This is a genomic window from Streptomyces sp. NBC_00525 (genome assembly GCF_036346595.1).
GTDB lineage: Bacteria > Actinomycetota > Actinomycetes > Streptomycetales > Streptomycetaceae > Streptomyces.
This window is the reverse complement of record NZ_CP107834.1, coordinates 2091721-2114562: the sequence shown is the minus strand read 5'-3', so window position 1 is coordinate 2114562 and position 22842 is coordinate 2091721. Positions and strand designations below refer to the sequence as shown.

Annotated in this window: 20 protein-coding genes and 2 tRNA genes; 12 read left to right on the top strand and 10 right to left on the bottom strand. The window is 73.4% G+C overall.

Features of this window, described 5'->3' with window-relative positions; all coding sequences use genetic code 11:
* Positions 1 to 57: 57 nt before the first annotated feature.
* Both OG710_RS09335 and OG710_RS09330 read left to right on the top strand, forming a co-directional pair.
* On the top strand, positions 58 to 828 hold the full coding sequence (locus OG710_RS09335) for a YidC/Oxa1 family membrane protein insertase (protein ID WP_330238898.1): 771 nt from the start codon (positions 58 to 60) through the stop codon (positions 826 to 828).
* A 135-nt stretch (positions 829 to 963) separates the two neighbouring features.
* Positions 964 to 1824, top strand: a complete 861-nt coding sequence (locus OG710_RS09330) for a fumarylacetoacetate hydrolase family protein (protein WP_330238897.1) — start codon at positions 964 to 966, stop codon at positions 1822 to 1824.
* A gap of 67 nt (positions 1825 to 1891) precedes the next feature.
* Here the strand turns inward: OG710_RS09330 and OG710_RS09325 are convergent, their stop codons facing one another.
* Positions 1892 to 3022, bottom strand: coding sequence for a Gfo/Idh/MocA family protein (locus tag OG710_RS09325; protein ID WP_330238896.1), 1131 nt, complete (start codon positions 3020 to 3022; stop codon positions 1892 to 1894).
* A gap of 55 nt (positions 3023 to 3077) precedes the next feature.
* Here OG710_RS09325 and OG710_RS09320 point away from each other — a divergent pair, with 55 nt between their 5' ends.
* The 5 genes from OG710_RS09320 to OG710_RS09300 all read left to right on the top strand — a co-directional run bounded on the left by OG710_RS09320 (position 3078) and on the right by OG710_RS09300 (position 7838).
* Complete coding sequence (locus tag OG710_RS09320) at positions 3078 to 4199, top strand: ROK family transcriptional regulator (protein ID WP_330238895.1); 1122 nt, start codon at positions 3078 to 3080, stop codon at positions 4197 to 4199.
* A 293-nt stretch (positions 4200 to 4492) separates the two neighbouring features.
* Positions 4493 to 5497 (top strand): hypothetical protein, encoded by a 1005-nt coding sequence (locus tag OG710_RS09315; RefSeq protein ID WP_330238894.1) that lies wholly within the window; start codon positions 4493 to 4495, stop codon positions 5495 to 5497.
* A 123-nt stretch (positions 5498 to 5620) separates the two neighbouring features.
* Complete coding sequence (locus OG710_RS09310; protein ID WP_111331264.1) at positions 5621 to 6409, top strand: HAD-IIA family hydrolase; 789 nt, start codon at positions 5621 to 5623, stop codon at positions 6407 to 6409.
* Between the two features lie 135 nt (positions 6410 to 6544).
* Positions 6545 to 7105: a hypothetical protein gene (locus tag OG710_RS09305; RefSeq protein ID WP_330238893.1), complete on the top strand. Its 561-nt coding sequence runs from the start codon at positions 6545 to 6547 to the stop codon at positions 7103 to 7105.
* Between the two features lies 1 nt (position 7106).
* On the top strand, positions 7107 to 7838 hold the full coding sequence (locus tag OG710_RS09300; RefSeq protein ID WP_330238892.1) for a class F sortase: 732 nt from the start codon (positions 7107 to 7109) through the stop codon (positions 7836 to 7838).
* 295 nt (positions 7839 to 8133) lie between these two features.
* Here OG710_RS09300 and OG710_RS09295 read toward each other — a convergent pair.
* A tRNA-Lys gene (locus OG710_RS09295) sits at positions 8134 to 8207 on the bottom strand.
* A 181-nt stretch (positions 8208 to 8388) separates the two neighbouring features.
* Between OG710_RS09295 and OG710_RS09290 the strand changes: the two genes are divergently transcribed.
* From OG710_RS09290 to OG710_RS09280, 3 genes are all read left to right on the top strand, one after another.
* Positions 8389 to 9774, top strand: coding sequence for a peptidoglycan-binding protein (locus OG710_RS09290; protein WP_330238891.1), 1386 nt, complete (start codon positions 8389 to 8391; stop codon positions 9772 to 9774).
* Positions 9775 to 9799: 25 nt separating this feature from the next.
* Complete coding sequence (locus OG710_RS09285; RefSeq protein WP_330238890.1) at positions 9800 to 11635, top strand: SPFH domain-containing protein; 1836 nt, start codon at positions 9800 to 9802, stop codon at positions 11633 to 11635.
* Between the two features lie 165 nt (positions 11636 to 11800).
* Complete coding sequence (locus tag OG710_RS09280) at positions 11801 to 12391, top strand: lytic polysaccharide monooxygenase auxiliary activity family 9 protein (RefSeq protein ID WP_330238889.1); 591 nt, start codon at positions 11801 to 11803, stop codon at positions 12389 to 12391.
* 125 nt (positions 12392 to 12516) lie between these two features.
* On the opposite strand, the gene OG710_RS09275 is transcribed toward OG710_RS09280, so the two are convergent.
* The 7 genes from OG710_RS09275 to ehuB all read right to left on the bottom strand — a co-directional run bounded on the left by OG710_RS09275 (position 12517) and on the right by ehuB (position 18429).
* Complete coding sequence (locus OG710_RS09275) at positions 12517 to 14064, bottom strand: MFS transporter (protein WP_330238888.1); 1548 nt, start codon at positions 14062 to 14064, stop codon at positions 12517 to 12519.
* 131 nt (positions 14065 to 14195) lie between these two features.
* Positions 14196 to 14269, bottom strand: a tRNA-Lys gene (locus OG710_RS09270).
* Positions 14270 to 14345: 76 nt separating this feature from the next.
* The gene (locus OG710_RS09265) at positions 14346 to 15104 is read right to left on the bottom strand and encodes an IclR family transcriptional regulator (RefSeq protein ID WP_330238887.1); all 759 of its coding nucleotides are present in this window, start codon (positions 15102 to 15104) and stop codon (positions 14346 to 14348) included.
* A gap of 183 nt (positions 15105 to 15287) precedes the next feature.
* On the bottom strand, positions 15288 to 16139 hold the full coding sequence (gene ehuA, locus OG710_RS09260) for an ectoine/hydroxyectoine ABC transporter ATP-binding protein EhuA (RefSeq protein WP_330238886.1): 852 nt from the start codon (positions 16137 to 16139) through the stop codon (positions 15288 to 15290).
* Positions 16129 to 16773 carry an ectoine/hydroxyectoine ABC transporter permease subunit EhuD gene (gene ehuD, locus OG710_RS09255; RefSeq protein WP_330238885.1) on the bottom strand — a complete coding sequence of 215 codons (645 nt, stop codon included), beginning with the start codon at positions 16771 to 16773 and terminating at the stop codon, positions 16129 to 16131. The genes ehuA and ehuD overlap by 11 nt, the downstream gene beginning before the upstream one ends.
* Positions 16770 to 17507, bottom strand: coding sequence for an ectoine/hydroxyectoine ABC transporter permease subunit EhuC (ehuC, locus tag OG710_RS09250; RefSeq protein WP_111331284.1), 738 nt, complete (start codon positions 17505 to 17507; stop codon positions 16770 to 16772). The genes ehuD and ehuC overlap by 4 nt, the downstream gene beginning before the upstream one ends.
* 19 nt (positions 17508 to 17526) lie before the next feature.
* Complete coding sequence (ehuB, locus tag OG710_RS09245) at positions 17527 to 18429, bottom strand: ectoine/hydroxyectoine ABC transporter substrate-binding protein EhuB (protein ID WP_330238884.1); 903 nt, start codon at positions 18427 to 18429, stop codon at positions 17527 to 17529.
* 348 nt (positions 18430 to 18777) lie between these two features.
* Here ehuB and OG710_RS09240 point away from each other — a divergent pair, with 348 nt between their 5' ends.
* Together OG710_RS09240 and OG710_RS09235 are read left to right on the top strand one after the other, a co-directional pair.
* Entirely contained in the window at positions 18778 to 19557 is a 780-nt protein-coding gene (locus OG710_RS09240) for a maleate cis-trans isomerase family protein (RefSeq protein ID WP_330238883.1), read from the top strand.
* Positions 19558 to 19661: 104 nt separating this feature from the next.
* Positions 19662 to 20798 carry an LLM class flavin-dependent oxidoreductase gene (locus OG710_RS09235; protein WP_330242200.1) on the top strand — a complete coding sequence of 379 codons (1137 nt, stop codon included), beginning with the start codon at positions 19662 to 19664 and terminating at the stop codon, positions 20796 to 20798.
* A gap of 33 nt (positions 20799 to 20831) precedes the next feature.
* On the opposite strand, the gene OG710_RS09230 is transcribed toward OG710_RS09235, so the two are convergent.
* Positions 20832 to 22634, bottom strand: coding sequence for a putative bifunctional diguanylate cyclase/phosphodiesterase (locus OG710_RS09230; RefSeq protein ID WP_443064232.1), 1803 nt, complete (start codon positions 22632 to 22634; stop codon positions 20832 to 20834).
* Positions 22635 to 22842: the final 208 nt, after the last annotated feature.

Here is a 22842-nt window from a genome sequence, read left to right as displayed (position 1 = left end):
CCGAAGCAGTTCCCTTCCGCTTCCCGGCACGACGAGCCTCCCGGAGACACCACAGCCATGTCCGCGTTCATGTCCGCATTCGCCGCTCTGGTCGGCGCCCTCGCCGACCTCCTCCACCCGCTCTTCCAGGGCGCCGCCACCGCCGCCGCAATCGTCCTGTTCACCGCGCTGGTCCGGCTCGCCGTGCACCCGCTCTCCCGCGCCGCCGCACGCGGCCAGAAGGCGCAGCGCCGCCTCCAGCCGCAGATCGCCGCACTGCGCAAGAAGCACGCCAAGAACCCCGAGCGGATGCAGAAGGCGCTCATGGAGCTGCACCGCGAGGAGAAGGTCTCGCCGTTCTCCGGCTGCCTGCCGAGCCTGCTCCAGATGCCCGCGTTCTTCCTGCTCTACCACCTCTTCTCCAGCCGGCGGATCGGCGACGAGGCCAACGCGCTCCTGGACCACCAGCTGTTCGACGCCCCGCTCGGCGAGCGCTGGCACGACGCCCTCGCGCACGGCGGGGTCTTCGGCGCACAGGGCCTCGTCTACCTGGGCCTCTTCGCGATCGTCGCCGTCGTCGCCACGTTCAACTACGGGCGGACCAAGCGCCAGATGGCCGCGAACCCGGCCGCCCCGGCGACCGGCCCGGACGGGCAGCCGATGCCGGGCATGGGCGCGATGACCAGGCTGATGCCGATGATGTCCTTCTTCACCCTGTTCACCGTCGGGTTCGTGCCGCTGGCCGCCGCGCTGTACGTCGTCACCAGCACCACCTGGACCGCGATCGAGCGGGCCTACCTGTACCGCGACCTGACCGCCCCCGGCACCGCCGTCGCCCCCGCCGCCTGACGGCGGGGCCGGCCCGGCCGGTCCAGGGTGTGAACAGGGTCTTGCGGGGTGATCGGACGTCTTGGAGGATCGGACAAGCCTGCGGTGGCCGCTACCCATCCGACGGGCCCGATCCCGACCGAGGAGAGAAGACTCGTGAAGCTGCTTCGTGTGGGTACGGCCGGCGCGGAACGACCGGCGCTGCTGGCGGAGGACGGAACCCTGCGTGACCTGTCGGGCGTCGTGCCCGACATCGACGGCGCGCTGCTCGCGGACGGCGAGGCGCTGGCGCGCGTACGCGCCGCCGCGGCGGCCCCCGGCGGGCTGCCGGAGCTGGACGCCGAGGGGCTGCGGGTGGGCCCGCCGCTCGCCCGCATCGGCAAGATCGTGTGCGTCGGGCTGAACTACCACGACCACGCGGCGGAGACCGGGGCACCGGTCCCGGACGAGCCGATCCTCTTCCTCAAGGCCCCGGACACCGTCGTCGGGCCCGAGGACACCGTGCTCGTGCCGCGCGGCAGCGTGAAGACCGACTGGGAGGTCGAGCTGGCCGTCGTCATCGGCCGCACCGCCCGCTACCTGGAGAGCGCCGAGGAAGGGCTCGCCCACGTCGCCGGGTACGCGGTCGCGCACGACGTGTCCGAGCGCGCGTTCCAGATCGAGCACGGCGGCACCTGGGACAAGGGCAAGAACTGCGAGACGTTCAACCCGCTCGGGCCCTGGCTGGTCACCGCCGACGAGGTGCCCGACCCGCAGGCCCTCCCGCTGCGGCTCCGGGTCAACGGCGAGCTGAGGCAGAACGGCACGACCGCCGACCAGATCTTCCCCGTCGGCGAGGTCGTCCGCTACATCAGCCGCTTCATGACGCTCCACCCGGGCGACGTCATCAACACCGGCACCCCGGCCGGTGTCGCCATGGGGCAGCCCGAACCCAAGCCGTATCTGCGGGCCGGTGACGTCGTGGAGCTGGAGATCGAGGGGCTCGGCCGGCAGCGGCAGGAGCTGAAGGACGCCTGACGGCGGCCTGATACATCGGAGGGGTGCGGCGCCGGTCAGGTACCCGGACCGCGCCCCTCCGTCGATCTCAGCCGGTCGGCGGCAGGGTGACGGTGATCCCCTCGCGGGCCGAGCGGCGCGCCGCCTCCAGGACGTCCAGCGCCGCAGCCGCCTGGAGGGCGGTCACCGGGTTGTCGCCCCGGCCGCGCAGCGCGTCGCCGATCGCCGCGTAGTACGCCGGATAGTCGCCCGGCAGCGTACGGACCGGGGTGCCGCCGCCCGTGACCGGGGACTCGCCCGCGCCCAGCCGGCCCCACAGCTCCTCCGGCTCCTCGCCCCACGGCGCGCCCGGCACCGGCAGGGCGCCCTCGCGCAGCGCCGCCTCCTGGGGGTCGAGCCCGTGCTTCACGAAGCCCGCCTTCGACCCGAGCACCCGGAAACGCGGGCCGAGCTGCGCCGTCGTGGAGCTGACGTAGAGGTGCGAGCGGACGCCCGAGGTGTGCGTGAGCGCCAGGAACGTGTCGTCGTCGGCCGCCGCGCCCGGCCGCCGCACGTCCGACTCCGCGTACACCCGGTCCACCGGGCCGAACAGGGTCAGCGCCTGGTCGACGACATGGCTGCCCAGGTCGTACAGCAGCCCGCCGATCTCGTCCGGGTCGCCCGACTCGCGCCAGCCGCCCTTCAGCCGCGGGCGCCACCGCTCGAACCGGGACTCGAAGCGCCGCACCTCGCCCAGGGCGCCGTCCGCGACCAGCGCGCGCAAGGTGCGGAAGTCGCCGTCCCAGCGGCGGTTCTGGAACACCGAGAGCAGCAGCCCGCGCGCCCCGGCCAGCGCCGCCAGCTCCCGCGCCGCGGCCGCCGTGCCCGCCACCGGCTTGTCCACGACCACCGGCAGCCCCGCCTCCAGTGCCGCCCGCGCCAGCGGTACGTGCGTCCGGTTCGGCGAGGCGATCACGATCAGGTCCAGCTCGTCCGCCCGCCGCCACAGCTCGTCGGGCGAGTCCGCGAACCGTACGCCCGGATGCGCGGCGTCGGCCCGCGCCCGGCGCTCCTCGTCACGGGTGACGATCGTGTCCAGCGCGAGGCCGGCGGTCGCCGTGATCAGCGGGGCGTGGAAGACGGACCCCGCCAGGCCGTAGCCGACGAGCCCGACGCGCAGCGCGGGGCCGGAGGCCCCGGAAGCGGTGCGGGAGGTCCCGTGAGTGGTGTGGGCGGTCATGCCCCCACTTTGGCAACGCTGTTGCTGAAGTGCAAGCGCAGGCCACAATGGAGGCGTGAACAGGAGCAACAGCGGCGCCAACCTCCCCACCCTGCGCAGCCACAACGCGGCCCTCGTCCTGGACCTGCTGCGGGCGGCCGGCGAGCGCGGCATCAGCCGGCTCGAACTCGCCGAGCGCACCGGGCTCACCCCGCAGGCCGTCAGCAAGATCACCGCCCGGCTGCGCGCGGACGGCCTGGCCGCCGAGGCGGGCCACCGCGCCTCCACCGGCGGCAAGCCCCGGACCGTGCTGCGCCTGGTCCCGGAGGCCGGGCACGCGGTGGGGCTGCATCTGGACCGGGACGGGCTGACCGCGGTCCTGGTGGATCTCGCGGGCGCCGTCGCCGACAGCCGTACGGCCGCGCTGGACTTCGGGGCCCCGGCGGACGAGGTGCTGGCGGCCGCCGCCGGGGCGGTCGCCGCCGTACGGGGGGACGGGGCGCTGCCCGTCCTCGGGGTGGGCGTCGCGGCGCCGGGGCCCCTGGACCACCGGGCCGGGGTGCTGCACCGGGTCACCGGCTTCCCGCAGTGGGACGGCTTCCCGCTGCGCGACGCGCTCGCCGCCCGCACCGGACTGCCCGTCGTCCTGGACAAGGACACCAACGCCGCCGCCCTCGGTCTCGCCCTGGGCGCGGCGGGCCCGGCCGACTTCGCCTACCTCCACCTCGGCACCGGCCTGGGCGCCGGGCTCGTCCTCGGCGGGACGGTGCACCGGGGGGTCAGGACCGGGGCTGGCGAGTTCGGCCACCAGACCGTACGGCTGGACGGGGAGCGGTGCGACTGCGGGGGCCGCGGCTGTCTGGAGGCGCTCTGCCTGGCCGCCGTCCGCCGGGGCGACCTGCCCGAGGCGGCCCGGGTCCTCGGCACCGGCGCCGCCAACCTGGTCGGGCTCCTCGACATCGACCGGGTGGTGCTGGGCGGCCGCACGGTCGCCGCGTCCCCGGACGTGTTCGTACGCGGGGTGGGCGCGGTGCTCGCGGAGCGCGCCCGGCGCGGCGGGGCGCACGACGCCCCGGTCCCGGTCACGGCCCACGGGGCGGGCGACCGCCCGATCGTCGAGGGCGCGGCCCAACTGGTCCTGGCCCCGCTGTTCGGCCGGGCGGGAGCGGTGGAGGCGGGCAGACCGGGAGACGGCTGACCGGGAGACGGGGGCCGCCCGCCGCCGATCGGGCGGTCGTCGGCTGTCGTTCCGGTGGGCACCGGCACGTCTGCCGCGCGGGGCCGGGTGCGCGTGGCAGGGTCGCCGGGCAGGCGTGTTCCGTGGCGCGCCGCTCGTCCGACCGGCGGGCGGGGCCGCGGCTCGCCTTCCGGGCCGGTGCACTTCGGGTCCGGGGCCGAGGCGTGGCCGGCGGATCAGGGGCGGGACCCCGGTCCTGATCCGCCGGTCCGCGCCGGCCGACCGTCGTCGTACGAAGTGGAGGCCGGTCCGCCATGCCGCCCGAACCCGTTGAGCCCGCCGAGGCCCCCGAACCGCCCGGGAGCGGCCGGACACGGCACGGCCTCGCGCTCGGTCTCGCCGCCGCCAGCGTCATGCCCGTCGTCCTCGGCGGGGCGACCGCGTCCGCCGCACCGCAGCGCGGCCCCGTCACCAAGGCGGCCACCCCGGCGGCGCCCGCGCCCGGCCGGACCGGCTGCGGGGACCCGGCGTCGGACGACTTCCCCATCGACACCCGTATCCACGGCGGCCCCGACACCTACGCCTCCGGCGGCGGCTACGGCACCTGGTTCCTGGACCTGACGAACACCACGGCGGAGCCCTGCCGGGCCGTCCACCCGGTCCTCGTCCTCACCGACGAGGACCGGACCCTGACCGCGGACCAGATCCGGCTCCGGTTCTCCGAGCGCGCCCGGCCCGGCGTCGAGCACCGCGTGACCTGGGAGACGACGGACCGGGACGAGCACATCGGGGTCTTCGGCGGCGACGGCGACGACGCCTTCCCCGGCTTCACCGTGCCCGCCGGGCGCACCGTCACCGTGCAGGTCCGGCTCGCCTTCACCTCGGACGCCGCCCCCGGCCGGATCACCGCGAACGCCGCGGTCGTCCAGCGCCGGGGCGCCGGGGACGGGGCGGGGGGCGGCGACGGGGAGTGGGTCGGCGAGTCCGGCGACTACCCGTTCACCGTGGTCGAGGGCGGCGGTACGGACGCGACGGACAGGGACGACGTGGGCATCGACGGAACGCGGGAAGAGGGGAGCGGCACGGTGAGGGGCAAGGGCGACGAGGGGTACGCGGACCCCGGCAGGACCGACACGACGCCGCCCGGCGCTGCCCGCCGCCCCCTTCCGCCCGGCACCGACCCGGCCGGGCTCCCGGAACTCGCCAGGACCGGCATCTCCGTCCCCGTGACCCTGCCCGCCCTCACCGTCTCCGGCTTCCTGATCGGCGGCGGCGCGATGGTGCTCACGACCCGCCGCACCCGCCGCGCGCACCGCTGATCACCAGACGGTCGGCCGTTACCTCCGGACCGGACACTCCGCCTAAACTCTGGGGCGTCGGCGCTGCACAACGCGGTGCCGCCGGCGTCCCCGCACCTGGCGTACGGCAACTGGAGTCCCACAATGGCAGAGCGCAAGCCGATCTCGTCCTGGCTCACCGACATGGACGGCGTCCTCATCCACGAGGGCACCCCGATCCCCGGCGCCGATGCCTTCATCAAGCGGCTGCGTGATTCGGGGCTGCCCTTCCTGGTCCTGACGAACAACTCGATCTACACCGCGCGCGACCTGCACGCCCGCCTCCAGCGCATGGGCCTGGACGTGCCCGTGGACAACATCTGGACCTCCGCGCTCGCCACCGCCCAGTTCCTGGACGACCAGCGCCCCGGCGGCACGGCGTACGTGATCGGCGAGGCCGGGCTCACCACCGCGCTGCACGACATCGGCTACGTCCTCACCGACCACGACCCCGACTACGTGGTGCTCGGCGAGACGCGTACGTACTCCTTCGAGGCGCTCACCAAGGCGATCCGGCTGATCAACGCCGGCGCCCGGTTCATCTGCACCAACCCGGACGAGACCGGCCCGTCCGCCGAGGGCCCGCTGCCCGCCACCGGCTCCGTCGCCGCCCTGATCACCAAGGCGACGGGCAAGGCGCCGTACTTCGCGGGCAAGCCGAACCCGCTGATGATGCGCACCGGCCTCAACGCGATCGGCGCGCACTCCGAGTCCAGCGCCATGATCGGCGACCGGATGGACACCGATGTGCTGGCGGGCCTGGAGGCCGGCATGCAGACCTTCCTGGTGCTCACCGGGCTCACCACGGTCGCCGACATCGACAAGTACCCGTTCCGCCCGTCCACGGTGGTCGACTCCATCGCGGACCTGGTCGAGCTCGTCGACCCGAGCTGACACCGGGCCCCGGACCGGGGGAGCGGGCCGTAACGCGCCCGCCTCCCCCGTACGCCCACTCCACCGGCCCAACGCCTCCGCGCTGCGGATGCGGAAGGGCCGGGCGCGCGTGAACCTGCCATCAGGAGGTTCACGATGCGTTCCATACCCCTTACGTTCTGTGCCGTCGCAGTGGCCGCGGCGACCGTGGTGCCCGTCCCGGCGGCACTGGCCGAATCCGGCTCCGGCCACGAGGACTCACGGTCCCGCGTCACCCTGTCGGTCACCCCGTCGTCCCTCGCGCCGGGCGGTGAGGTCGAGCTGGAGCTGGCCGGCTGCAAGGCCAAGGAGGCCAAGGGGAGCTCCGACGCCTTCGTCTCCGAGGCACGGTTCTCGTCCGGCGGCGACCGCACGCTCTACGCCGAGGCCAGGGTCCGCGCCGACGCGGAGCCGGGCGACTACGACGTGCGGGCGGTCTGCAAGGACGACAAGCACACCACGGTGACGGCCACCCTCACCGTCGTCCACCGCTCCCGGCCCATGCCCGTCGCCCCGGTCCACGCGGGCGGCGGCGGCACCGCCGTGCTCGCGAGCGACACCGCCGAACAGGACGGCCCCGGCACCACCCAGGAGGTCATCGGCTTCGGCCTGGCCGCCGTCGCGGCCGCCGCCGTCGCCTTCCGCGGGGTGCGCCGCCGACGTCCGGCGGCCGACTGACATGACGGCACCGGAGGGCTCGGAGGGCTCGGCGGGGCGCGGCAGACTGCTGACCGGAGTGGCCTGGGCGGTCATCCTGCTGGGCCTGTGGCTGTGGGGGCGCGGCATCACCGACGGCTCGGGCATCGGCTCCGCCCCGACGACCGGCGACGTCGCCGCCGTGGGGCGCCCGCTCGGCGTACCGCTGCCCCCGGCGCACGAGCCGATCGGGGGCGTCGCGCCGAAGAGCGTCGAGATTCCGTCGATCGGCGTCCGGGCCCCCGTCGTCCCGCGCGGCCTGGACGCGGACGGCGCCATCGAGCCGCCGTCCTTCGACACGCCCCAGACGGTCGGCTGGTACGGGGCCGGCACCGAGCCCGGCGCGGCCGGTCCCGCCCTGTTCGTCGGCCATGTCGACACCGAGACCAAACCGGCCGTCTTCTACGGACTCAGCGCCGCCCGCCCCGGCGCGAAGGTGGACGTCACCCGCACCGACGGCACGGTCGCCGAGTTCACCATCGACGACGTGCAGGTCCTCACCCGGACACGGTTCGACGCGCAGAAGGCGTACGGGCCCCGCAAGGACGGCCGGGCGGAGCTGCGGCTGATCACCTGCGGCGGCACGTACGACCAGGAGTCCCGCTCGTACACCGCGAACGTGGTCGTCTCGGCCTACCTCACCGCGGAGAAACCCGCCGGTACGGCGCCGACGGGCGAGGCCGCGAGCGCGAAGGCCCTGGCGGGGGCCGCCTGACCCGTTCGGTACCCGGCCCGGCCGCCGCCCGTCACCGGGTGGCGGCCGGGCCGGTCCTCGACCGCGGTGCGCGGGCCGCGGGAGTGGCCCGGCACGGACGCGGGAGACCCACCGGGCGGACTCCGGAACACCCGGGTCCGCCGCACGCCCCACTGTAGGGGGACGAGCCCCGCCGGCCCACCCGCATTCTGACGGTACGCCGATAACCGGTCACCCTCCGCAGGCGTCGAGCGTGCGGACGGCCCGAAAAACATCAAGGCCCCCTCGCGCGGAGCGAGGGGGCCTTGACTGTCTGTGCGCCGCCAGGGACTCGAACCCCGGACCCGCTGATTAAGAGTCAGCTGCTCTAACCAACTGAGCTAGCGGCGCCTGCTGACGTCGAGAACTCTACCCGATCCCGAGCGGTGCTCCCGACCGCTGTGTCGTCTCCCGGCCTGTCGGATGGTCGTTTTTTCCCTTCTATCCGTCAAACTGCGGTATGTCGTGACTGTTGCCACACTGACGCCCGAGCAGATGGCCCGAGGATCTTGACGACTGCGGAGGGGATCGCATGACCGTGCCGGCCTTCGAGGAGTACGTACCCGCCACCGACTGTCCCTGCCCGGGGTGCGCCGCCCAGCGGCGGACCGCCGCCGGGGGACTGCCCACGCGATACGGAGGAAATCCCGCCGCACACGGCGCGCGGCGCGCGATGGTCCTGGTCACCGCGGCCGGGGTGGTGCTCGGCGGTGGGATCGCCGAGTCCTTCGGCGCCCCGGCCGACCCGGCCCCGGTGCCCGGTACGGGGGTGCCGGCCGGGCTCTCCCCGTTCCCGGACAGCCCGCAGGGCATGCCGGGCCCGCTGCGAGGAACCGGTTCGCCGGGCGCGGAGGCGCCGGGGGCCGACGCGCCGGGGACCGGGGCCTCCGGGGCGGCTGACGCGGGGGCGGCGGAGACCGGGACGAGCCTGTCGTCCCCGGCGGCGCCCGTACTGCCGGCGACCACCCGGACCGAGATCATCAACCGGGCCAAGAAGTGGGTCGCCGCGAAGGTCCCGTACAGCATGTCGACGTACTGGACGGACGGCTACCGGCAGGACTGCTCCGGCTATGTCTCGATGGCCTGGAACCTGCCGGGCAACGAGTGGACCGGCAGCCTCGCCGCGTACGGCACCCGCATCGCCCGCGAGGACCTGCAACCCGGCGACATCCTGCTCTTCCACAACCTCGCCGACCCGGCCCAGGGCTCGCACGTCACGATCTTCGGCGGCTGGACCGACCACACGCACACCCATTACACGGCGTACGAGCAGACCAAGCCGAGCACCCGCAAGCAGACGACGCCCATGGCGTACTGGACCAACTCGGCGAGCTACGTCGCCTACCGGTACAAGGGCCTGGCCACCGGGAACTCCGGCAGCGAGGCCACCACCGCGCCGTTCCCCGGTGCGACGAAGTTCGGTCCCGGCACGAACAACACCCAGGTCACCCGGCTCGGCACCATGCTCGTCGGCCGGGGCGGCCGGCGCTTCTACAAGGTCGGTCCGGGCCCCCTGTGGACCGCCGCCGACCGCAACGCCACCCGGGCGTTCCAGCGGGCCCAGGGCTGGAAGGGCGCCGAGGCCGACGGCATCCCCGGCCCCGACACCTGGCAGCGGCTGGTGACCGGAACCGGCCGCGACATCCCCGCCGCGGGCGGGCAGAGCGGTTCGAAGGCGGTCCCGGCCTTCCCCGGACGGGGCTATTTCCGGCCGGGTCAGGTCAGCGGCCATGTCGAGAACCTCGGAAAACAGTTGGTGAAGAAGGGATACGGCGCGCACTACCGCTCGGGCCCCGACCCCCGGTGGACCGAGGCGGACCGGCGCAATGTCGAGGCGTTCCAGAAGGCCCAGGGATGGCGGGGCCGGGAGGCGGACGGCTATCCGGGCCCGGAGACCTGGCGGCGACTCTTCGCGTGACACGACGCACATGACGGAGGCGGTAATGCGAACCACGGTGTCGGACAGCTCCGGAAACCCGGAGGACGGCCAGCAGACGGAGTACGGGGAGGAGCGGTACGGGACGGTCCCGGTACGGGAGTGGGTCGGACCGGGCGGCGCGGGCAGCGTCACGGACGCGTGGGCGGCGGGCGCCGCCGGACCGGACGCGGCGCCGGTGGCCGACGGGCTGCCGGTGAAGGGCAGGGTGCCCGGCCGGGACGGCGGCGGGCCCTCGCGCGAGGCGCCCCCGCTGTTCGCACCGGTCTCCGTGTCCGTCCCGGAGGCCGGCGGCGAGGTGGTGGTCGAGGTGCCGGAGGCGACCCCGCCCGCGAGCCGGGAGCCCGACGACGCCGTCGACCTGGTCCTCGACCTCACGCCGGTCGAGGCCACCCCGCTGGGCGCCACGTCGGCGTCGGTGTCGGTCCCTTCGGCGTCGGTCCCCTCGGCGTCGGTTCCGGCGCCGAAGGAGGAGGCACGCTCTGCGGAGAGCGGCGAGCGCGAGCCGGCCACCGGGGACGAACGGCCTGCCGAGGACGAGCGGCCCGCCGCCGCTGCCGGGGCGGAGGCCGCGAACGAGGTCGTGACCGGGGCCGCGACCGAGAACCGGACCGAGGCCGAGGCCGTCAGCGAGACGGTGAGCGCGGCCGGGGTCGTGGGAGAGGCCGAGGCCGAGGCCGTAAGCGAGGTGGCCCCCGTCGCCGAACCCGTTCTCGTGCTGTCCGGGGCCGCGTCCGGGGCCGACGCCGCGCCCCGGCCCGATCCGCTCCGGGACAGCGGGCGCCACCAGGCCGTCATCGGCGGCGAGCGCACCGCCTCCATCCCCGTGCACCTCCTCTTCCGGGAGGACCGGCAGGCCGCCGCGCCCTCCGTCGTGCGGCGGCCCCCCGTGCCCAGGAGCGGTCAGGTGCGGCCGCCGACGCGACCCGCGCCCGACGCCGACCCCCGGCTGCGGGAGCGGCCCGGACCGGCGCTGCCCGGCTGGGCCGCGCTGCTCACCGGGTCCGGCGGGATCGCGGCGTCGGCCGCCGTGCTGTGGTGGACCGGGGTGGTGCCGGCCGCCGTCCTGGCCCGGTTCGGACTCGGCCCGCGACCGTACGACGGGCTCGGCACGGGCGCCTGGGCGGCGCTGGTGTTCCTGGGCGCCGCGGTGCTGTTCGCGCTCGGCGGCCTGAGCCGGGGCCGGGTCGGCCACGCCTGGGTGCTCACGCTCTTCGGGCAGTACCGGGGCACCGTGCGGCGGACCGGGCTGATGTGGATCAGCCCGCTGTTGCTGCGCCGCCGGGTGGACGTGCGGCTGCGGCACTGGCGCAGTGAGCCGCTGCCCGCCGTGGACGCGAACGGCACCGCGCTGCGGGTCGTCGTCCAGGTGGTGTGGCGGGTCAAGGACACCGTGCGGGCGGCGCTCGGGGTCGAGGACCACGAGACGTATCTGCGCGAGCAGGTCGAGGCCGCGATGGCGCGGGTCCTGTCCCAGCTGCCCGCCGACGCCTTCCACGAGGACGCGCACACCCTGCGCAACGCGGAGGCGGTCGGTGACGCGCTGACCCGGATGCTGAAGGCGGACTGCGAACCCGTCGGCATCGAGGTGTACTCGGCGCAGCCGACCGGCATCGAGTACGCGCCGGAGGTGGCGGCGGCCATGCAGCGGCGGCGGATCGCGGCCATCGACGCGCAGCACCGGGACAGCGTCCTGACCTCGGTCGTCGACGCGGTGGACGACACCGTGACCCGGCTGACGGAGCGCGGCCTGGTCGAGCTCGACGACTACGAACGCAAGCTGCTCGTCAAGGACCTGACGGTGGCGTTCTACACGGGACGGACCGGCGGAGACGGCGTCTGAGGAGGTGGCGGGGAGGTTTCGGGGGCAAGCGGAGTCCGGCGCTCATTGGTCTGGACATGTCCACGACGTGTCCCTAGCCTGAACTGGTCCAGACCAAAGGACATACGTACGCGCACTCCCCATGGAGGACCCCCACCTCCCCCCACATCCGAGGAGCGTCATCACATGCGTATGAAGACAAGCGCGGCCCTGGTCGGTCTCGCGGTAGCGGGCGTCTCGATGTTCGCGACCGGCAGCGCCAGCAGCCACGGCTACACGGACAACCCGATCAGCCGCCAGAAGCTGTGCGCCAACGGCACGGTGACCGGCTGCGGCAACATCCAGTGGGAGCCGCAGAGCGTCGAGGGCCCCAAGGGCTTCCCGGCGGCCGGACCGGCGGACGGGAAGATCTGTTCCGGCGGCAACGGTTCGTTCGCCCAGCTCGACGACCCGCGCGGCGGCAACTGGCCGGCGACCAAGGTGACGGCGGGCCAGGGCTTCAGCTTCCGCTGGCAGTTCACCGCCCGCCACGCCACGTCGGACTTCCGCTACTACATCACCAAGAACGGCTGGGACCCCACCAAGCCGCTCACCCGCGCCGACCTGGAGTCGCAGCCCTTCATGACGGTGCCGTACGGCGGCAAGCAGCCCCCGTCGACGCTGACCCAGCAGGGCACCATCCCCACCCAGAAGACCGGGAAGCACATCATCCTGAGCGTCTGGAACGTCGCGGACACGGGCAACGCGTTCTACGCCTGCTCGGACGTGAAGTTCTGACGCACGGGCCCCGCGCCCGATCCTGACGTGCTGTCGGCGGGCAGCACGGCGAGCCCCGGAGTGTGGCAGCACACTCCGGGGCTTCGCTGTCGCTCCTGCCGTCGCCGGCGACGGCCGCGCCACCGTCAGACCGCCGGTACCGGAGCGGGGGCCTGGGCCTCGGCGGCGGTCTCCGGCGCGGCCGGCGCCGACCGGGCCGCCCGGCGCAGCAAAGTCGCCGCCAGCACCGCACCGGTGAGCAGGACCAGCGAACCGGTCACCGAGGCGTACCGCATGCTGTGCACGAAGGCCTCCCGGCCGAGCGTGATCAGCGAGCCGTCGCCGGTGGCCAGCGCGCCCGGCAGGGTCTTGCGGGCGATCTCGGGGGCTGCGGCGGGCATGTCCGCCCGGTAGACCGCGGTGGACACGGCGCCCAGCAGGGCCATGCCGAGCGCACCGCCGAACTCCTGCCCGGTCTCCAGGAGCGAGGCGGCCGAACCGGCCTTCTCCGCCGGGCTGACCGCCATCGCCAGGTCCGAGACCAGGGCCATCACGGCGACGATGCCGCTGCTCATCACGGCGGAGCCGATCAGCAGCAGGGCCAGCGAGTCGGTCCCGGCCAGGGTGAAGACCGCGAACCCGGCCGCCCCGGTCACGAACCCGCCGCAGACCACGGTGGCGCGCCCGGTCCGCTGGGCCAGCGCGGTCGCGGTCGGCGCCGCCGCGCCCACCGCGAGGGACGGGGCCAGGCTCCACAGCGCCGCCTCCAGCGTGCCCATGCCGAGCACCGACTGCAGGTACTGGGTGGTGAAGAAGGCCGAGCCCATCATGGCGAAGGCGGCCAGCGCGTTCAGCCCGATGCCGAGTCCGAAGCCGCGGTTGCGGAACAGCCCGCGGCTGATCATCGCGTCGGGGCGGGTGCGCTGGCGGCGGACGAAGACCCAGCCGACGGCGAGCCCGGCGGCGATGATCAGGGCGCGCTCGGCGTTCAGGCCGTGGGCGGCGCTCTCCTTGACGCCGTAGACGACCGGCAGGACCGTGCCCATGGACAGCGGCACGCTCAGGAAGTCGAAGCGGCCCGGATTCGGGTCCTTGAACTCCGGGACCAGCAGCGGGACCAGGACCAGCAGCAGAAGCATCGCAGGCACGTTGATCAGGAAGACCGAACCCCACCAGAAGTGCTCCAGCATCACCCCGCTGAGCACCGAGCCGAGCGCGACCCCGCCGGCCATGGCGCCCGACCAGATGCCGATCGCCTTCGCCCGCTGCCGCTCGTCGCGGAACATGTTGCGCACCAGGCCGATGGTGGACGGCATCAGCGTCGCCCCGCCGATGCCCAGGACCGCGCGGGCCGCGATGAGCATCTCCGGGCTGCTCGCGTAGGCGGCGCAGACCGAGGCCGCGCCGAAGGCCAGGGCCCCGATGAGCAGCAGCTTCCGGCGGCCGATGCGGTCGCCCAGCGAGCCCATCGTGATGAGGAGGCCGGCCAGGGCGAACGCGTACACATCGAAGATCCACAGCTGCTGGGTGGCGCTCGGGGCGAGGTCGCGGTCGATGGACGGGATCGCGAAGAAGAGGACGGACACGTCCATCGAGACGAGGAGGAGCGGGAGGAGGAGGACCAGGAACGCGGTCCACTCCCGACGTCCGGCGAGTGCGCCGGGGGCGGCGGTGGTGCTCGTGGGGTTCGTCATGCCCAGGAATATACGGCTGTTTAAAACAGCTGTCTAGTACGGCTGTGTAAAACGCCCGTACATGTCTGCGGGCAGCACAAAACGCACGAGGCGGTCTCCGTGGATACGGAAACCGCCTCGTGCGTTGTCTGTGCGCCGCCAGGGACTCGAACCCCGGACCCGCTGATTAAGAGTCAGCTGCTCTAACCAACTGAGCTAGCGGCGCCTGCTGACGTGAAAATAATACCTGGTCCGGAGGGGTGCTGTTCACACGGTGGCCCCCGGGGCCCCGCGCCCGCTTCCTAGAGGGCCAGCGACAGCATCATCGGGGCCGCGCGCCGGTTCAGCGTGTCCGCCGCCGCGCGCAGCCGGTGCGCGTCCTCCACCGGCATCGACAGAGCCAGGCAGCCCGCCGACGCCCCGGCGGTCAGCGGCACCGCCGCGCACACCGTGCCGACCGCGTACTCCTGGAGGTCGAGCACCGGAACCGTGGCCGGCTGGCTGTCCAGCTTGGAGAAGAGGACCTTCTCATTGGTGATCGTCCGCGAGGTCAGCCGGGCGGGCCGGTGCCGCGCCAGATGGTCGCGCCGGGCGTTCTGGTCCAGCTGGGTCAGCAGGCACTTGCCGATCGCCGAGGCGTGCGCCGCCGAGCGGAAGTCCACCCACTCGTTGACCGCGGGGGTGAGCGGACTGTCGGCGTACTGCGTGACCCGCACCTCGCCGTCCACATAGCGGCTGATGTAGACCGCCGCGCCGACCGAGTCGCGCAGCTGGGCGAGGGTCTGCTGGAGCCGGGTCTCCAGGGCCTGACGGCGCGCCGCCCCCGAGCCGATCAGCAGCAGCGAGGAGCCGATCACGTACGCCCCGTCGGCGACCTGTTCGACGTAGCCCTCGCGGCGCAGCGTCAGCAGCAGCGGCGAGAGGTGGCCGGCGGGCAGGCCGGTGTCGCGCGAGAGCTGGGCGGCGGTGACCCCGTCGCCGTGCTTGGAGACCGATTCGAGGACGCGCAGGGCGTACTGCACGGAGATGAACGGGGCGGTCGGTTCTGGCTTCAACGCCACGGCATCCCCCTGCCATTGGGAACCGGAGGCCGGCGCGCGGCCGGAGGTTTCGCACCCACGATAGCCGCCGGGCGCCCGTCCGGGGGGCCGTGCGGCGGACTCGCGGGTGCGTCCCGGCCCCGCCAGCAGGGACGCACCCGATCGGCATATGCCTCTGTCATGACTGCGCCGAGGAAGCCGAGGTCACAGCACCGCGTTGAGGAATTCGCGCGTGCGTTCGTGCGAGGGGTCGGTGAATATTTTCTCCGGCGAACCGGACTCCACGACCCGCCCGGCATCGAACATCAGTACCTTCTCCGAGACGTCTCGGGCGAAGCTCATCTCGTGGGTCACACAGAGCATCGTGATGTCGGTGTTCCGGGCGATGTCCGTCAGCAGTTCCAGCACCCCGGCCACCAGCTCCGGGTCCAGCGCCGACGTCACCTCGTCCAGGAGCAGGATCTCCGGCTCCATCGCGAGCGCGCGGGCGATGGCCACCCGCTGCTGCTGGCCGCCGGAGAGCTGCGAGGGATGCGCGTCGATCTTGCCGGAGAGCCCGACCAGGTCCAGCAGCTCCCGCGCCCTGGCCTCCGCCCGGTCCCGGTCCATGCCGAGCACGTTGACGGGCGCCTCGGTGATGTTCTGCAGCACCTTCATGTTCGGGAACAGGTTGAACTGCTGGAAGACCATGCCGATCCTTCGGCGGGCCGCCCGCAGATGCTTCTCGGACGCGGGCTTCAGCGAACCGTCCGGCGCCCGCATGTGCGTCAGCGGCTCGCCGTTGATCCGGATCACGCCGTCGCTGACCCGCTCCAGCGTCATCAGCAGCCGCAGGATCGTCGTCTTGCCCGAGCCGCTGGGCCCGATCAGGGTGACATGCTCGCCGCGCTCGACCGTGAAGTCGAGCCGGTCCAGGACCGTGTGGTCGCCGTAGCGCTTGACGACCTTGTCGAAGCGGACCAGCGGATGCCCGTCGTCCTTGGACACGGCGACGGGCACGGCCGCCTCGGGGGCCGCGGCCGCGTTCTTCTGCAGGGGAAGGGGTTCAGTGGCCAAGGCGCTTCTCCAGCTTTCTCATCAACAGCGAGGTGGGGTAGCTCGCCACCAGGAAGATCAGCCCGGCGAGGGTGAACACCTCCGTGAAGCGGAAGTTGTCCGTCCCGTAGTCGCGGGCCTGGTAGACCATTTCGTGCACGGTGATCACGGCGAGGTACGGCGTCTCCTTGAACATGGAGATCGCGTAGTTGCCCAGCGCCGGCACCACATTGCGGACCGCCTGCGGCAGGATCACCGCCTGCCAGGTCCGCCGGGGCGTCAGCGACAGCGCCCGGCACGCCTCCCACTGCCCCTTCGGCACGGCGTCGATCCCCGCCCGGTACACCTCCGAGGTGTACGTGGCGTAGTGGATGCCCAGCACCACGATGCCGACGGTCAGCGGCTCCACCGAGGTGAACAGCGTCGCCGCGCCCACCAGCTGCACCAGCAGCGGGGTGGAGCGGATGAACTCCATCACCGCCTTCACCGGCACGGTCACCAGCCGGGTCGGCGCCCGTCCGGCGATCGCGATGGCCAGCCCGAGCACCGCGGCGACCAGGATGCCGAACACCGTGGCCAGCAGGGTCGTCCAGAAACCGTCGAGGAGCTGCGGGAACGCCTCGCGGACCGTGCCCCAGTCGAAATCGCCGTTCACCCGGCACCTCCGGTGGTCCGGGCGGCCGGCACGGCGCTGCGGGACTTCAGCAGGCTCCGGCCGCCGGTGGCCAGGCCGAGCCGCCGCTTGGCGGACCGCTCCAGCAGGTTCATCAGCAGGGTCAGCGCGTAGGCCAGGACGAAGTAGCAGACCAGCAGCGTCAGATACGCGGTGAGCGTCTCACCCGTACGGCTGCGCAGCTTCTCGATGGCCGTCATCAGATCCGCCGCCGAGATCAGCCACAGCAGCGGCGTGCACTTCAGCAGCTGGATCAGCAGATTGGTGAACGAGGGGATCATCTGCACCCACGCCTGCGGCAGGATCACCTTCCGCATCCGGTGCGCCGGCGACATGTTCAGCGCGATCGCCGCCTCGTACTGCCCGCGCGGTACGGAGTTGACCGCGCCGCGCACCACTTCGGCGCCGTACGCCCCGTAGTTGAGGCCGAACGCCAGCACCCCGCAGAACAGCGGGTCCAGGTCGTAGCCGGTCAGCGACGGCATCGCGTAGTACAGCCAGAACAGCTGGACGTACAGCGAGGTGCCCCGGAAGAACTCCACGACCACACGGGAGACCCCGCGCGACAGCATGAGCCGGCTGAGCGACATCAGTCCGAGGACGAACGACAGGAACAGCGCGAGCAGCGCGCCCAGGACCGTGGCCTCCAGGGTCACCCACAGCCCCGACCGCAGTTGCGGCAGGTCGTCGGCGAAGGCCGAGAAGAAATCATTCATGCGGTGGGCCCCGTCCCCGTCAGCCCTTGCACAGATCGGCCGTCTTCAGATCGGCCGGCGGCAGCTCCGTCGCGCCGAAGCCGTAGTCGCGCAGCAGCTCCACATAGCGGGACCTGTCGGAGACGATCTTCTTCAGCTCCCGGTTGAAGGCGTCGCGCAGCTCCTCGTTGCCCTTGCGGAAGACCGCGCCGCCGGGGCTGTACTGCTTCACGCCGTCCAGCTCGGGCAGGAACGCCTCGGTGACCTCGGTCTCCTCGTTGGTCTTGGCGAGCCAGCGCAGCGAGATGCCGGTCAGCAGGAACGCGTCCACCCGGCCGCCCTTGACCGCGTCCGCGCCGTCCTGCGGCTTCTGGAGCGTCTTGATCCTGCTCTCGGGGATGCCCGCGCCCTCGGCGTACTTGCCCTCGACCGCGCCCGCCATCACCCCGATGGTGATGCCGGCGGCCTTCGCGGAGGCCAGGTCGGTGACCTTCTTCGGGTTGCCCTTCTTCACCATCATCGCGGTCGGCGAGATGAACTCCGGCTCGGAGAACAGGGCGTTGGCGCAGCGCTCCGGGGTGATCGCCATGCCGGCGCTGACCACGTCGTACTTGCCGGCCTGGAGGCCGGGGATCAGGCCGTCCCACTCGGACAGCGTGGGCTTCAGCTCGTCCACGCCCAGTGCCTTGAAGATCTCGCGGTGCAACGTGGGCGCCTCGCCCTTGAGTTCCTTGCCCTCCATGTACCCGTACGGGGCCTCGTCGGCGTAGGCGACCCGTACGAAGCCCTGCTTCCGGAGCTTCTTGAGGGCGCCCTCGCCGTCGGCGGACTCCTCACCGGTCTTGCTGCACGCGGCGAGCAGGCCCGGAACGACGAGCAGACCGCCCACCGCTGCCGATCGGTTGATAAATCCCCGGCGGGACAGGTTCGGGAAGTCAGCCATGGTTCGCAGTCTCCTGAAGGGTTCGACCAGTCCGGACAGGCTTGGCGCCTGCCCGATCCGGGGCGTCTATGCAGGGAGAAAGCGCATGTAATCGAACGGTGGCCGGAGGGTGACCTTCCCGTGTCCGCAGCTGGGACGGTAGGCGGTGTTTGGGCGGCATGTCCCGTGGAAGGCGCCGTCCCGCGTCGGCTGCCCGCGCGGGCGCCGTTCATGCGTCCGGGGCCACGCGATCCTCCGCTCCGGGCGATATCCGGGACGGATGGCGGAATACTGGAACAGGAGCGGGGAAACCGGTCAGTGCCGCCGCAACCACCGGCGCACGGACGCAGGCGCAGGGAAGGGATGGACATGACGACCGTCGGATTCCTCTATCCGGGCCACTTCGCCGAGGACGACTACCCGCGCATGGAGATCCTTCTCGACAGCACCATCAGACTCGTCGTCCACCACACCGAGAGCCCGGACGGCGCCTACCGCGAGGACGCCCTGCGCGCCCTGGGCACGCGCGGCCGGCTCGCCGCCGGCATCGAGGAGCTCCAGCGCTCCGGCGTCCAGTCCATCGTCTGGGCCTGCGACGGCGGCAGCTTCCCGTACGGGTGGCAGGGCGCCCACGACCAGGTCGCCGCCCTGGCCCGCGCGGCGGGCGTGCCCGCCTCCAGCGCCTCCATCGGCTTCGTGCACGCGGTACGGAAGCTGGGCGCCGCCCGCGTCGCCGTCGGCGCCACCTACCCGGAGCCCGTCGCCGAACGGTTCGCCGCCTTCCTCCGCGAGAGCGGTACGGAGGTCACCGGTACCTACGCGGCGGGCGCCGCCGACGCCGCCGAGGCCGCCTCCTGGGACGGCGACCGGGTCCTCGGCCTGGCCCGCGCCGCCGACCGCCCCGACGCCGAGGCGATCCTGCTGCCCGACACGGCCCTGCACACCGTCGCCCATCTGCCCGCGCTGGAGGAGGCCCTCGGCAAGCCCGTCCTCACCGCGAACCAGGTCGCCGCCCGCGAGGCCCTGCGCCTCGCCGACCGCCCGGCCTTCGCGCCCCGCCTCGGTGCGCTCTTCGCCGGCCGCGAGCAGCCGCCCGCACCGGTGGGCCGGGGGAGCGGCCGGGCGTACGCACACGGAAGGAAGAGCTGAGCGGTTCGCGACCGCGGAATAAACGGAGTCGCCCTCCTGTTTGTTCTTCCCGGAGAGTACGAGGCACTGACGCGCACCACCGGAAAGGCCAGGACGTGGACGAGATGCGAGGCGGCGGAACCCGGAGCGACGGAACCCCGGGCGACGACGGGGGCCGGGGCGACGAGATCCGGGGCACCGCGCGGGGGACCGCGCCCGTGCCCCTGTCCGTGCTGGACCTGGTGACCGTGGGCAAGGGCCGTACCGCGAGCCAGGCGCTGCTCACCGGCGTCGAGATCGCCCGGCTCGCCGACCGCCGGGGCTTCCACCGCTACTGGGTCGCCGAGCACCACTCGATGCCCGGCGTCGCCTCCTCGTCCCCGGCCGTGCTGCTGGCCCACACCGCCGCCCGCACCGAGCGCATCCGGCTGGGCTCGGGCGGCGTGATGCTGCCCAACCACGCCCCGCTCGTCATCGCGGAGCAGTTCGGCACCCTGGAGGCGATGGCCCCCGGCCGTATCGACCTCGGACTCGGCCGCGCCCCCGGCACGGACGGCGCCACGGCCGCCGCCCTGCGCCGCACGGACCGGCTGGGCGAAGGGGCGGAAGACTTCCCGCAGCAGCTCATGGAGCTCACCCGGTTCCTGGACGACGACTTCCCGGACGGGCACCCCTACGCCCGCATCCACGCGGTCCCCGGACCCGTGCAGGCCACGGCCGAAGGCGGCGTCCAGTCCCCGGCGCGCCCGCCCGTCTGGCTGCTCGGCTCCTCCGGCTTCAGCGCCCGGCTGGCCGGGGTCCTCGGACTGCCGTTCGCCTTCGCGCACCACTTCTCGGCCCGGAACACCGTGCCGGCCCTGGAGCTGTACCGCGACTCCTTCCAGCCGTCCACGGTCCTGGACGAGCCCTACGCGCTGATCGGGGTCGCCGCCCTGGCCGCCGACGAGGAGCGCGAGGCCAGGCGCCAGGTGCTGACCGGGGCCCTGTCGATGCTGCGGCTGCGCTCCGGGCGGCCCGGCCTGGTGCCGACGCCCGAGGAGGCGGAGGCGTACGCCTTCGCCCCGATGGAGCGCGAGTTCGTGGACAACTGGCTGGCCGACATCGTCCACGGCACCCCCGACGAGGTCCGCTCCGGCCTGGACGACCTGGTGAAGCGCACCGGCGCCGACGAGCTGATGATCACCGCCAACGCCCACGACGGGGACGCCCGGCTGCACAGCTACGACCTGATCGCGGACGCGTACGGGCTGCCGCGGGAGTGAACGGGCGCGGTGCTACGCGCCACGGGTGCGCTGCTACGCGCCCGGGGCGCGCGTCCCGATGAGTTCGGCGATGCGCTCCGGGGCCACCGCCCGCGAGTAGAGCCAGCCCTGTCCGGTGTCGCAGCCGATCCGGCGCAGCCGCTCCGCCTGGCCGGCCGTCTCCACGCACTCCGCGGTGACGGTCAGACCCAGGCGGTGCGCCAGCCCCACCATCGCCTCCACGATCGTCTCGTCGGCGGGGGAGGGGCGCGTCCCGTCCTCGTGGCGGAACCCGCGGACGAACGCGCCGTCCAGCTTGAGCGCGGACACCGGCAGTCGGCTCAGATAGGCGAGGTTCGAGTAGCCGGTGCCGAAGTCGTCGATGGCGATGCGGACGCCCATGTCGCTGAGGGCCCGCAGGGCGCGCAGCGGCCGGCCCGCCGAGCCCATGACTGCGGACTCGGTCAGCTCCAGTTGCAGCAGCGCCGGGTCGAGCCCGGTCTCCGCCAGGATCTGCGCGACATCGGTGACCAGGTCGGAGTCCCAGACCTGGCGCACCGCGACATTGACGCTGATGAACAGCGGCGGTTCGGCCGGGTGGTCGAGCTGCCAGCGGCGGGCCTGCCGGCAGGCGGAGCGCAGCACCCACCGGCCGAGCTGGACGATCGAGCCGTCCTCCTCGGCGATGGCGACGAACCGATTCGGCGCGAGCAGGCCGAACTGCGGATGGTTCCAGCGCACCAGCGCCTCCACCCCGTGCACGACCCCGTCCGCCATGCCGACCAGCGGCTGGTACTCGATGGTGAACTCGCCGCGCTCCACGGCCGGACGCAGCGTCGAGGAGAGCGTCTGGCGGGTCATCCGGTGGGCGTTGCGCTCCGGGTCGAACAGGGTCCAGCGGCCCTTCCCGTCCGCCTTCGCCCAGTACAGCGTGGTGTCGGCGGCCTGCATCAGACCGGTGGCGGAGGTGCCCGCGACGGGCCGCTCGACCACCCCGATCGACGCCGAGACCGCCAGCCGCTGCCCGGCCAGGTCGAACGGCCGCTGGAGGGCGCCCAGGACCGAGCGCGCCAGCTCGGTGAGCTGCTCGGTGCCGGTGGACTCCTCGACCAGGATCGCGAACTCGTCGCCGCCGAGCCGGGCCACCAGCGGGGCGCCGGGCGCGTCCTGCCGGGCGGCGCAGTCCGTGAGCCGTCCGGCGACGGCCGCGAGCAGCCGGTCGCCGGCCGGGTGCCCCAGGGTGTCGTTGACCGCCTTGAAGCCGTCCAGGTCCAGGTAGCAGAGCCCGACGCGGGCGGTGCCGTCCCGGTCGGCCGGGGGCCGCAGCGCCGCCGCCAGCCGCTCGAAGAAGAGCGCCCGGTTGGGCAGCCGGGTCACCGGGTCGTGCAGCCGGAGGTGGCGCAGCCGCCGGTTCAGCTCCCGCCGGTCGCCCACGTCCGCGACGGAGAGCAGGACCCGGCCCGGCCCGTCCGCGTCCGCCGCCCGGCCGGCCATCGGTACGACGGTGATCTCGGCCCACAGCGTGCGGCCGTCGGGGAGCTTGAGCCGGCGGGTGCTGCGGAAGCGGGGGCGCCGGCCGCGCAGCACCTCGCGGTACGCGTGCCAGTCGCGGGCGTCCGCCGGAAGGTCCACCAGATCGGCGGCCGACTGAGCGGTGAGCGCGGCGGCGCGGGTGCCGGTGAGCACGCCGAGCGCCTCGTTGGCGGTGACGATCAGGCCCTCGTGGTCCACGACGGCCATCGGCAGAGCGGCGGCACGGAAGGCGGCCCGATAATCATCACGCTCCGTGACCTCGGGTCGCTGTGCGGAAGGTGCCGGGCCCGCCGCGGGCACCGGCCCCTCGGGGGTTGCGCTCACCGTTCGCTCCGCCCTGCCGTGCTCTCCCGGACATCCCTGGTCGGACTGGCCCGCCGTGCCGGTTCGCCGTCGTGAGAGGCGGAGACCGCGCAGGAAAGGCGAGGTGAAGCATAGAGGGCGGCGCCCCGGCGGTTCCAGCGCGCGGGCCCCCGGCGGGGCCGCGTACGACTCGCACGGCCCGGGCGGACCCGATCCGGTTCGACCTCGG